General features: G+C 69.6%; 11 protein-coding genes. 6 read left to right on the top strand and 5 right to left on the bottom strand.

Annotated features, from left to right (window positions below):
• Nucleotides 1–34: 34 nt before the first annotated feature.
• Entirely contained in the window at nt 35–391 is a 357-nt protein-coding gene (locus FGD71_RS30875) for a hypothetical protein (protein WP_119103835.1), read from the bottom strand.
• A gap of 12 nt (nt 392–403) precedes the next feature.
• On the bottom strand, nt 404–1,159 hold the full coding sequence (locus FGD71_RS30870) for a LytR/AlgR family response regulator transcription factor (protein ID WP_119103834.1): 756 nt from the start codon (nt 1,157–1,159) through the stop codon (nt 404–406).
• 134 nt (nt 1,160–1,293) lie between these two features.
• Here FGD71_RS30870 and FGD71_RS30865 point away from each other — a divergent pair, with 134 nt between their 5' ends.
• From FGD71_RS30865 to FGD71_RS30840, 6 genes are all read left to right on the top strand, one after another.
• Nucleotides 1,294–1,788, top strand: coding sequence for an Lrp/AsnC family transcriptional regulator (locus tag FGD71_RS30865; RefSeq protein WP_119103833.1), 495 nt, complete (start codon nt 1,294–1,296; stop codon nt 1,786–1,788).
• A 165-nt stretch (nt 1,789–1,953) separates the two neighbouring features.
• Entirely contained in the window at nt 1,954–2,775 is an 822-nt protein-coding gene (ddaH, locus tag FGD71_RS30860; protein WP_119103832.1) for a dimethylargininase, read from the top strand.
• The gene (gene rocD / locus FGD71_RS30855) at nt 2,772–4,034 is read left to right on the top strand and encodes an ornithine--oxo-acid transaminase (RefSeq protein WP_119103831.1); all 1,263 of its coding nucleotides are present in this window, start codon (nt 2,772–2,774) and stop codon (nt 4,032–4,034) included. The genes ddaH and rocD overlap by 4 nt, the downstream gene beginning before the upstream one ends.
• A gap of 173 nt (nt 4,035–4,207) precedes the next feature.
• Nucleotides 4,208–5,032, top strand: coding sequence for an SAM-dependent methyltransferase (locus FGD71_RS30850; RefSeq protein ID WP_119103830.1), 825 nt, complete (start codon nt 4,208–4,210; stop codon nt 5,030–5,032).
• A 133-nt stretch (nt 5,033–5,165) separates the two neighbouring features.
• A complete protein-coding gene (locus tag FGD71_RS30845) occupies nt 5,166–5,891 on the top strand; it encodes a lysophospholipid acyltransferase family protein (RefSeq protein WP_119103829.1) in 726 nt (241 codons plus the stop codon).
• A gap of 142 nt (nt 5,892–6,033) precedes the next feature.
• Nucleotides 6,034–7,083, top strand: coding sequence for an NAD-dependent epimerase/dehydratase family protein (locus tag FGD71_RS30840; RefSeq protein ID WP_162931272.1), 1,050 nt, complete (start codon nt 6,034–6,036; stop codon nt 7,081–7,083).
• Between the two features lie 40 nt (nt 7,084–7,123).
• Here the strand turns inward: FGD71_RS30840 and FGD71_RS30835 are convergent, their stop codons facing one another.
• The 3 genes from FGD71_RS30835 to ureG form a co-directional block, all read right to left on the bottom strand.
• Entirely contained in the window at nt 7,124–8,710 is a 1,587-nt protein-coding gene (locus FGD71_RS30835) for an alpha/beta hydrolase (protein WP_119103827.1), read from the bottom strand.
• A 144-nt stretch (nt 8,711–8,854) separates the two neighbouring features.
• Nucleotides 8,855–9,628 (bottom strand): urease accessory protein UreD, encoded by a 774-nt coding sequence (locus tag FGD71_RS30830; RefSeq protein WP_119103867.1) that lies wholly within the window; start codon nt 9,626–9,628, stop codon nt 8,855–8,857.
• On the bottom strand, nt 9,625–10,302 hold the full coding sequence (gene ureG, locus FGD71_RS30825) for an urease accessory protein UreG (RefSeq protein WP_119103826.1): 678 nt from the start codon (nt 10,300–10,302) through the stop codon (nt 9,625–9,627). Before ureG ends, FGD71_RS30830 begins: the two co-directional genes overlap by 4 nt.
• Nucleotides 10,303–10,383 lie beyond the last annotated feature (81 nt).

The following is a 10,383-nucleotide window of genomic DNA, read 5'->3' as shown; positions in this document are numbered from 1 at the left end:
GCGGTCCTCGGTCTCGTGCGCTTGTCTGCGCGGCTCAGCGGTCTTCGACGAGGCGGACGAAGTCCTTCTCGTTGCGGTCGGCCCGGCGTACGTACCAGCGGGCGAGCAGCACAAGCGGCGGATACACGCAGAAGCCCAGGACGATCCATTCGAGGTCCGCGCCGTCGCGCATCGAGGTGAAGACCAGCGGGAGCGGGCCCACGAGCAGGACGAGTACGGCGAACACCGTGAGCGCGGCGCGCAGTTGGCTGCGGATGAGGGACCGGACGTAGGCGTGGCCGAGGGTCGTCTGCTCGTCGATCTCGGTGCGGGGCCGGTAGCCGTTCAGCCTGCGGGTGCGGCGGGGCGGCCCGGTGACGACGACGCGGCGCTCGGTCGGATCCTGTGGCACCTTCGGGCCTCCTCAGCTCGCGGTCCGGCGCATCAGCAGGTCGCGCAGCTCGCGGGCGTGACGGCGGCTGACCTGCAGTTCGACGGAGCCGACCAGAACGCTCACGGTACCCGCGTCCAGCCGGAGCTCGCTGATGTGGCCCAGGGCGACGAGATGACGCCGGTGGATGCGGACGAACCCGCGCGAGCGCCAGCGCTCCTCCAGCGTGGACAGCGGGATGCGCAGCAGGTGGCTGCCCTGGGCGGTGTGCAGCCTTGCGTAGTCGCCCTGGGCCTCGACATGCGTGATGTCCTCGACGGCGACAAAACGGGTGACTCCCCCCAATTCGACCGATATATGGTCCAGGTCGGGCTCGTGCACGGATATCAGTGGAGCCGCGTCCTTCAGCTCGGCGGCCCGGCGGACGGCCTCGGCCAGCCGTTCCCGGCGTACGGGCTTCAGTACGTAGTCGACCGCCTTGAGATCGAAGGCCTGCACGGCGAAGTCCTCGTGGGCGGTGACGAACACGACGAGCGGTGGTTTGGCGAGACCGGCGAGCAGCCGCGCCACGTCCAGACCGTCCAGCCCGGGCATGTGGATGTCGAGGAAGATCACATCGATCGCGTCGTCGCCCCCGGGACCGCATTCCAGCGCGCGGTTGATCCGGCGCAGCGCCGCCGTCGCGTCACTGGCACCCTCGACACTGCTCACCCGCGGGTCGGCCTCCAGCAGGTAGAGCAGCTCTTCGAGGGATGGTTGTTCGTCATCGACGGCGAGAGCGCGCAGCATGAGGCTGGAGTGTAAAAGGAATCCGCACGCCTGCCCATGCGCGTGCGGCGCTGTGACCACTGGGGCGCGCCCTCCATGACGCAGGTCCCCGTAGTTCCGCGGGCGTGGCCGGACCCGCTGGATACAGTGCCCGCATGACGACCAAGTCCGCGCCGTTCGACGAGCTCGACCGCAAGATCGTCACCGCCCTGATGGCGAACGCCCGGACCAGTTTCGCCGTGATCGGTGCGGCGATCGGTCTGTCGGCCACCGCGGTCAAGCGCCGCGTCGACCGGATGCGTGAGACGGGTGTGGTCACCGGGTTCACGGCCACGGTGAAACCGGCCGCGCTCGGCTGGCGTACGGAGGCGTACGTCGAGGTGTACTGCGAAGGCGCGGCCCCGCCGCGACGGCTCGCGGAGGTGGTGCGCAACCATCCGGAGATCGCCGCCGCGATGACGGTGACCGGGGGCGCGGACGCGCTGCTGCACGTACGGGCCCGGGATGTGGACCACTTCGAGAAGGTGCTGGAACGGATCCGCACGGAGCCGTTCATCCGGAAGACGATCAGCTACATGGTCCTCTCCCATCTGCTGCCGGAGAGTCCGGAGGCGGGCGCGAACCAGCCGGCCCCGGCCCCGGAGGAGTGAGCGGGCGGCTCCCGTCCTGTTCGCGCACTGATCGTGCGCCGCGCCCTCTCCACACGCATCATCCCTGCGCCGACGCGCAATTGTCCCTGCTTGTCGCCGCTTCTCCCGCTTCCTTACCGTTGAGGCATCCCCCAGTGTCACCGCACGAAGCGGAGGTATCCCTCTGTGTCCCACAGCCGTGTGCCGCGCCCCAGGCGCTTTCTTGTCTGCGAACCCAGACACTTCGCCGTGCAGTACGCCATCAATCCCTGGATGCACCAGGACACACAGGTCGACGTCGATCTGGCCCAAGGGCAGTGGGCGGAGCTGATCCGCGCCTACCGTGCCCACGACCACGTGGTCGACAGCGTGGAGCCGGTCGCGGGTCTGCCGGACATGGTCTTCGCCGCGAACTCGGCGCTGGTCGTGGCGGGCCGGGTCTTCGGCTCGTTGTTCCACGCGCCCCAGCGGCGACCGGAGTCGACCGCCTACGAGACCTGGTTCAAGGGCGCGGGCTTTGACGTCCACCGCCCCGAGTCGGTGTGCGAGGGCGAGGGCGATCTGGTCCCGGTCGGAGGCTACGTCCTGGCCGGCACCGGCTTTCGTACGACGCGGGCCGCCCACCAGGAGGTGCAGGAGTTCTTCGGCGTCCCGACGGTCAGCCTGCAGCTGGTGGACCCGTACTTCTACCACCTGGACACCGCGCTGTTCGCGCTCGACGACGGGCCCGAAGCGAACATCGCGTACTACCCCGAGGCCTTCTCCCCGGGAAGTCGTGAGGTGCTCAGGCGGCTGTTTCCTGACGCGGTCATCGCCACGCACGAGGACGCGATGGCGTTCGGCCTCAACTCCGTCTCGGACGGCCGTCATGTGTTCATCTCACCGCGGGCCGAAGCGCTCGCCGGCCGGCTGAGCCGTCACGGCTATGTTCCCGTCCCCGTCGACCTGTCGGAGTTCCACAAGGCAGGCGGGGGCATCAAGTGCTGCACCCAGGAGATCCGCTCATGACCGTCGCCCCCAGCCGTTCGCTCCGTTCGTCCGCCGAGCTGATCCGTGCCGAGGAGCCCGTCCTGGCGCACAACTACCATCCGCTGCCCGTGGTCGTCGCGCACGCCGAGGGCACCTGGGTCGAGGACGTCGAGGGCCGCCGCTACCTCGACATGCTGGCCGGCTACTCGGCCCTCAACTTCGGGCACCGCCACCCGGCGCTGATCGAGGCGGCGCACCGCCAGCTCGACCAGCTGACGCTCACCTCGCGCGCCTTCCACAACGACCGGCTCGCCGAGTTCGCCGAATCCCTGGCCGAGCTGACCGGCCTGGACATGGTGCTGCCGATGAACACGGGTGCCGAGGCCGTGGAGAGCGGCATCAAGGTCGCCCGCAAATGGGCGTACGAGGTGAAGGGCGTCCCCGCGGACCGGGCGACGATCGTGGTGGCGGCCGACAACTTCCACGGCCGGACGACGACGATCGTCAGCTTCTCCACCGACGAGACGGCCCGCGCGGGCTTCGGCCCGTTCACGCCGGGCTTCCGCGTCGTCCCGTACAACGACCTCGCCGCGCTGGAGGCGGCCGTCGACGAGACGACGGCGGCCGTTTTGATCGAACCGATCCAGGGCGAGGCGGGTGTCGTCATCCCGGACGACGGCTATCTCACCGGCGTCCGCGAACTGACCCGGCGGGCCGGCTGCCTGTTCATCGCGGACGAGATCCAGTCGGGCCTCGGGCGTACGGGCCGCACGCTCGCCGTCGAGCACGAGGCGGTCGTCCCGGACGTACTGCTGCTCGGCAAAGCGCTCGGCGGTGGCATCGTGCCGGTCTCCGCGGTCGTCGCGCGCCGCGAGGTGCTCCGCGTGCTGCGTCCCGGCGAGCACGGGTCGACGTTCGGCGGAAACCCGCTCGCCGCGGCGGTCGGCTCCGCCGTCGTGGAACTCCTGTCGACCGGTGAATTCCAGCGCACGGCCACCGAACTGGGCTTGGTGCTGCGCGACGGCCTGACGTCCCTTCAGGACAAGGGCGTGGGCGTGCGGGGATTCCGGGCGCGCGGGCTGTGGGCGGGCGTGGACATCGACCCCGCCATCGGCACGGGCCGCGACATCAGCGAACGCCTCATGCGCGAGGGGATTCTCGTCAAGGACACCCACGGCTCGACCATCCGCCTCGCCCCGCCGCTGACCATCACCGCCGGGGAACTCCGCTCGGCTCTCGGGGCATTGGAGAAGGTGCTGACACAAGGAGCTGATAAAGGAGTTACGGAAGGGGTTTGAGGGGTCTGATGCGGGCCCAAGATTGAGGGATGGGGGCGCGCCGGTCAGGCCCAGCCCCCTTCCCAGCAGGTTCCAGCACCCGTAACTGCTTTACGCTTGACGGGGATTGGTTCCGGCCAGGCGGGCTAGATTGTGCACTGGCCTTGTCAGCAATGAGCGAAAAGAGCGCAGGGATGTCCGACCTCTCCACTTCACGCTCCGAAGGCGCCGTGCGGATTCCCAAGCTCCGGACCCGCGTATCGCACTCGGCGCGCATCTGGAACTACTGGCTGGGAGGCAGGGACAACTACCAGATCGACCAGGAAGTGGGCGACCACATCCTGAGCTTCGTGCCGGAGATTCCCCGGTCGGCCATCGCGGACCGGCAGTTCCTGGCGCGGGCCGTGAATCACCTCGCCGGTGAGGCGGGAATCCGGCAGTTCCTGGACATCGGCACCGGCCTGCCGATCGTCGACAACACCCACGAAGTCGCCCAGCGGGTCGCGCCCACCAGCAGGGTCGTCTACGTGGACAACGACCCCGTCGTGCTCAGCCACGCCCGCGCCCTGCTCACCAGCACGCCCGAAGGCGCGACGGACTACATCGACGCCGACGTCCACGCGCCCGACACGATCCTGCAGGGCGCCGCCGGGACTCTGGATTTCAGCCAACCCGTCGCGATCACGATGCTGGGCATCCTCAACTTCGTTCTCGACACCGATGAGGCCCAGTCCATCGTGCACCGGCTCCTGGACGCCGTGCCGTCCGGCAGCTACCTGGTGGTCTCCCACCCCACCACGGAAGTCGACGGCCCGGCGATGACCCAGGCGGTCCGTTACTGGAACAACCAGGGATCGGCCCCGATGACGCTGCGCACACGCGAGGAACTCCTACGGTTCTTCGACCGCCTCGACCTCGTCGACCCCGGCGTCGTCACCTGCTCACGCTGGCGCCCCGACATCTCGCCGGACGAGATCGTCGACGTCACCCACTTCTGCGGGGTGGGACGCAAGCCGTAGAACTCAGCAAGGGGTCCGACCGGCCCAGTTACACAAAACCGCGCCCGCACATACACTGGCGTCTCCCTGGCACGCCTGTTGACCTGCGAGAACGCGGCGGTTGAGCTGACCCGTCGTAATGAGGAGCGACCCCATGTTCTACTACGTGCTCAAGTACGTGATCCTGGGACCGCTGTTGAGGCTGGTTTTCCGCCCACGGATCGAGGGCCTCGAGCACGTACCGGCGACGGGCGCGGCCATCGTCGCCGGCAACCATCTGTCCTTCTCGGACCACTTTCTGATGCCCGCGATCCTCAAACGGCGGATCACCTTCCTGGCGAAGGCCGAGTACTTCACCGGTCCCGGAATCAAGGGCCGGCTGACAGCCGCCTTCTTCCGCAGCGCCGGTCAGATCCCGGTGGACCGCTCCGGCAAGGACGCGGGTCAGGCCGCCATCCGCGAAGGTCTCGGCGTGCTGAGCAAGGACGAACTCCTCGGCATCTACCCGGAGGGAACACGCTCGCACGACGGCCGCCTCTACAAGGGCAAGGTGGGCGTCGCGGTCATGGCCCTCAAGGCCCAGGTACCGGTCATCCCGTGCGCGATGATCGGCACGTTCGAGGCCCAGCCGCCGGGCAAGGTCATCCCGAACATCCACCCCGTGGTGATCCGCTTCGGCAAACCCCTCGACTTCTCCCGCTATGCCGGCATGGAGAACGAGAAGGCCATCCTGCGCGCCATCACCGACGAGATCATGTACGCGATCCTCAGCCTCTCCGAGCAGGAGTACGTCGACCGGTACGCGGCCGTCGTCAAGGCCGAGGAAGCCGCCGAGAAGGCGGAGAAGGCCCGTAAGTTCCCGCGCATGCCGCTGAGTTGACGCTCCTCGCCAGGGCCCAGGGCCAGGGCCAGGGCCATGGCGCTCGCGCCGTCCCTCGTACGCGCTCGGAGAAGTCTGCGGAGAGCAGAACCCCCTGGGGCGGCGGGCGGCCCGGCCGTACGGTCACGTCATGAGACATGCAGTGGTGATCGGAGCGACAGGACAGATCGGGCGCGTGGCCGTGGGCGCCCTGGCCCGGGACGGCTGGCAGGTGACGGCCGTGTCGCGGGGCGGCCGGCGGGACGAGTCGTGGCCCGGGGAGGTACGGACGGCGCGGGCGGACCGCGAGGACGACGCGGCCCTGACCGCCGTGGTCGGCGACGGCTGTGACGTACTGGTGGACATGGTGGCCTTCGGGCCGGAGCACGCACGGCAGTTGACGGGGCTCGCCGGTCGCGTCGGCTCGGCCGTGGTGATCTCCAGTGTGTCGGTGTACGAGGACGACAAGGGCCGGGGCTTCGACACACAGGCGGAGCCGGACGGGTTCCCCCAGTACCCGGTGCCCATCCCGGAGAGCCTGCGCACGGTCGCGCCGGGCGATGCCTCCTACAGCACCCGCAAGGCGGCCCTCGAGCGCGAACTCCTCGCCGCCGCCGACACGTTGCCGACGACGCTGCTGCGGGCAGGCGCGATCCACGGCCCGCGCTGCCGCACACCGCGCGAACTGTACTTCGTGAAACGCAACTTGGACGGGCGCCGCAGGCGGATCGTCGCCTTCGGCGGGGAGAGCCGCTTCCACCCGGCGAGCGTCCACAACATCGCGGAACTCATACGGCTCGCCGCGGCGAAGCCCGGTGCGCGCGTCCTCAACGCCTGTGACGACGAGGCCCCCACGGTGGCGGAGATCGCCTCGGCGATCGACGCCGTGATGGGTGTCGAGACCGAGACCGTCCTGGTCGACGGCCCTCCTCCCGCGGAGTGCGTGGGCGACACTCCGTGGTCGGTACCGCACCCGGTGATCTGCGACATGTCCGCGGCCCGGCGGGAGCTGGGGTACGAGGAGGTGACACGGTACGCCGAGACCCTGCCGGAGACCGTCGCGTGGATCGAGCGGCAACTGGCCGGAGGGGCCGGACCGGGCGGAGGGGCCGGACGGGACTGGCGCGAGGCGTACCCCAAGATGTCGGAGGCGTACGGGGACCTCTTCGACTACGCGGCGGAGGACGCCTGGCTGGCGGCGCGGAACGCGTGAGGGGCGGCCGGGAGTCCGGCCGCCCCTCTTGTTCGGCGTGTTACGGCTTCGGCGTGGCGTGCGGTGCGCACGTCACGTCGGCCGCGTCGACCTTGCCGGTGAGCAGGTAGGTGTCCACCCGCTCGTTGATGCACGGATTGGTCAGTCCGGTGACCCCGTGCGAACCCGCGTCCTTCTCGGTGATCAGACGCGAGCCCTTGAACCGCTTGTGCAGTTCGACGCCGCCCTCGTACGGGGTGGCGGCGTCACGCGTGGCCTGCACGATCAGCACGGGCGGCAGCCCCTTGCCGGTCTTCACGTTCAGCGGGGTCTGCTGCTTGCCCGGCCAGGTGGCACACGGCAGGTTCATCCAGGCGTTGGCCCAGGTCATGAACGGGTAGTCCTTGTGCAGCCGCGTGTTGTCGCGGTCCCACTTCTTCCAGCTGGTGGGCCACTTGGCGTCCGTGCACTCGACGGCCGTATAGACGGCGTTGCCGTTCTCCGCGGCGATGTTGCCCGCGGTGTCCGACAGATCGGGCGCGGCGGCGTCGACGAGCGCCTGGGTGTCACCGGCGACGTACTTGCTGAACACCGTCGCGACCGGCACCCAGGAGGAGTCGTAGTACGGCGCGCTCTGGAAGAACGAGATGAGCTCGGCCGGGCCGACGACCCCGCCGATGGGGCTCTTCTTGGCCTCGGCGCGCAGCTTGAGCCACTGGTCCTGGACCTTGGCCTGGGTGTCACCGAGATGGAAGGCCGCGTCGTTCTTCGCGACCCAGGCCGTCCAGTCCTTCCAGCGCATCTCGAAGGCGACGTCCTGGTCCAGGTTGGCCTGGTACCAGATCTTCTCGCGCGACGGGTTGACGACGCTGTCCGCGACCATGCGGCGGACATGGGTCGGGAAGAGCGTGCCGTACACGGCGGCGATGTACGTGCCGTAGGAGACACCCAGGAAGTTGAGCTTCTTCTCGCCGAGCGCGGCCCGGATGACGTCCAGGTCGCGTGCGGTGTTGGGCGTCGTCATGTGCGGCAGCATCTCGCCGCTGCGCTCGGCACAGCCCGCCGCGTACTCGGCGGCGAGCTTGCGCTGGGCCCGCTTGTCGGCCTCGGAGTCCGGCACCGGGTCCATCTTGGGCGCCTTCACGAACTCCTGCGGATCGACGCAGGAGATGGGCGCCGAGTGGCCGACGCCACGCGGGTCGAACCCGACGAAGTCGTACGCCTTCGCCGTGTTGGCCCAGATGGGGCTCTTCGTGGTGACGCGGCGCGGGAAACGCAGGCCTGAGCCGCCCGGTCCGCCCGGGTTGTAGATGAGCGCGCCCTGCCGCTCCTCCTTCGTTCCCGTGTTGCCGATGCGGTCGACGGCGAGCTTGATCTGCTTGCCGTTCGGCTTCGCGTAGTCGAGCGGCACGGTGACCCAGCCGCACTTGATGGGCTTCTCCAGCCCCCAGTCGGCCGGGCAGTCCTGCCAGTCGATCCCGGCCTTCGCGGCCCGTGCCGCCGCGATCGCCGTGCCGCGCGCCTCACGGTCCTGGCCGTGGCGGGTGTCCGCGCTGGCCGACGGCGCCGCGACGGCGCCGGCTATCAGTGTGGCCGTGACGAACACTCCGGCGGAACCGAGCGCTGTCACCCTTCTCTGCGGACGCATACCCCTCAAGTGGGACCTCCCCGTACATCGTTGCGGTCGGTACGGGATCTTTCCGGCTGTGACCCACCTGAGAACAGGGGGTACTTGGCTTCTTTGCCAATCCGATAACCGGTACGCGTTTGCCCGTTGAGCGGAGAGTGGGTGCTAAACCCTGCCGTCGAGTGTGCGCAGCGCCTCGTCGAGAGTCCGGCGCAGCCGCAGCGCGTTGGGGGCGAGCGCGGTCACGAGGACACCGGGACCGGCGAGCGGGGTGAGCGCCGCGCACTCCCCCAGCAGCTGCGGGCTCGGCAGCGCCTCCGCGAACTCCGGTCGTACGACGAGGAGTTGCCCCACCGCACGATGCCCCGCCAGTACGGCGGGGCCGTCCCAGCCGCCGGACGCGCCGGGCCCGCAGCACAGTTCCTGATCGAGAAACGGGCGCCCGCGAAGACGAACGGTGAGACGGCTGGTGAGACGGCCGGGCTCCTCGTGGGCACGCCCGAGGACCTGTTCCTCGCGCAGCACGAGCCTGGCGCCCGGCACGAGGTCGACGTGTGTGGTGACGTACAGATCACTGCCGTTCGCGGAGATCAACTGCTCGGGCAGCCAGCGCAGTTCGGCGCCCGCTGCGACGGTGAGGCGTACGTCGTAGCGTGCCTCGCCCTTGGCCTGCCCGGGCAGGGCGATGGTGGCGGCAGCCGACCCGATGTGCAGAGCGGCGCCCTCGGCGGCCGCCGCCTCGACGGTGAAGTGGTCGCCGCCCAGCGGGCCGCTCATCGCGCCGACCAGCATCACCCGCGCCTCGGCGCCGCTCCCCCGGGTGCGGCGCAGCGCGAGCGGTCCCTCACCTTCGAGGGTGGGCAGCGCGGTGCCGCCCCGGCCGTCGGAGCGGGCGGCGATCCGTGCGGTGGCCCGTACCCCGGCTGCGCCGCCCGTCATGCCGTCCACGCGGCGAGCTGTCCGCGCACCCACGCGGCCACGTCCGTGACCCCGCCCTCGGCCCGCAACGACTGGAAGACGACCGGCAGTTCGGCCCGCTGCGCCTTCGCGTCTGTGGCCATCCGCCCGAGGTCGGAGCCGACGAACGGCGCGAGATCGGTCTTGTTGACGACCAGCAGATCGGCCGTGGTGACGCCGGGCCCGCCCTTGCGGGGAATGTCGTCACCACCGGCCACGTCGATCACGAAGATCTGCGCGTCGACGAGCCCCTTGGAGAAGGTCGCGGTGAGGTTGTCGCCACCGGACTCGACGAGGATGAGATCCAGCGGCCCGACCTCGTCCTCCAGATCCTCGACGGCTTCGAGGTTCGCGGAGATGTCGTCCCGGATCGCCGTGTGCGGGCATGCCCCCGTCTCGACGGCGGTGATCCGCTCGGGCGGCAGCACGGCCTCCCGTAGAAGGAAGTCCGCGTCCTCGCGCGTGTAGATGTCATTGGTGACGACGGCGAGGGAGATCTCATCGCGCAGCGCACGGCAGAGCGCGGCCACGGTCGCGGTCTTACCGGACCCGACGGGACCACCGAGTCCGATACGGAGGGCACGGCGGGTGCCGTCGGGGCGGTGGGCGTCGGCGCTTATGGCTGACGGTCCGTCGTGGGTGTGATCGAGGTGCATGGGGGCGGCTCCAAAGCGTTCGGGTAGCGGTGCCTTGCGTGCCAGTCGGCGGCCCTTTTCAGACCCGGGCCGGCATCATCC

Origin of the sequence: Streptomyces sporangiiformans (assembly GCF_005768555.2) — a bacterium.
In the GTDB taxonomy this organism is placed as follows: Bacteria; Actinomycetota; Actinomycetes; order Streptomycetales; family Streptomycetaceae; genus Streptomyces; species Streptomyces sporangiiformans.
This window is presented reverse-complemented; position numbering and strand designations above follow the sequence as displayed.

Excerpts from the sequence above, each read along its gene's own strand:
- FGD71_RS30845 (WP_119103829.1), top strand. The coding sequence starts at position 5,166 with ATGTTCTACTACGTGCTCAAGTACGTGATCCTGGGACCGCTGTTGAGG.
- FGD71_RS30850 (WP_119103830.1), top strand. The coding sequence starts at position 4,208 with ATGTCCGACCTCTCCACTTCACGCTCCGAAGGCGCCGTGCGGATTCCC.
- FGD71_RS30835 (WP_119103827.1), bottom strand. The coding sequence starts at position 8,710 with ATGCGTCCGCAGAGAAGGGTGACAGCGCTCGGTTCCGCCGGAGTGTTC.
- FGD71_RS30830 (WP_119103867.1), bottom strand. The coding sequence starts at position 9,628 with ATGACGGGCGGCGCAGCCGGGGTACGGGCCACCGCACGGATCGCCGCC.
- FGD71_RS30865 (WP_119103833.1), top strand. The coding sequence starts at position 1,294 with ATGACGACCAAGTCCGCGCCGTTCGACGAGCTCGACCGCAAGATCGTC.
- FGD71_RS30870 (WP_119103834.1), bottom strand. The coding sequence starts at position 1,159 with ATGCTGCGCGCTCTCGCCGTCGATGACGAACAACCATCCCTCGAAGAG.
- ureG (WP_119103826.1), bottom strand. The coding sequence starts at position 10,302 with ATGCACCTCGATCACACCCACGACGGACCGTCAGCCATAAGCGCCGAC.
- rocD (WP_119103831.1), top strand. The coding sequence starts at position 2,772 with ATGACCGTCGCCCCCAGCCGTTCGCTCCGTTCGTCCGCCGAGCTGATC.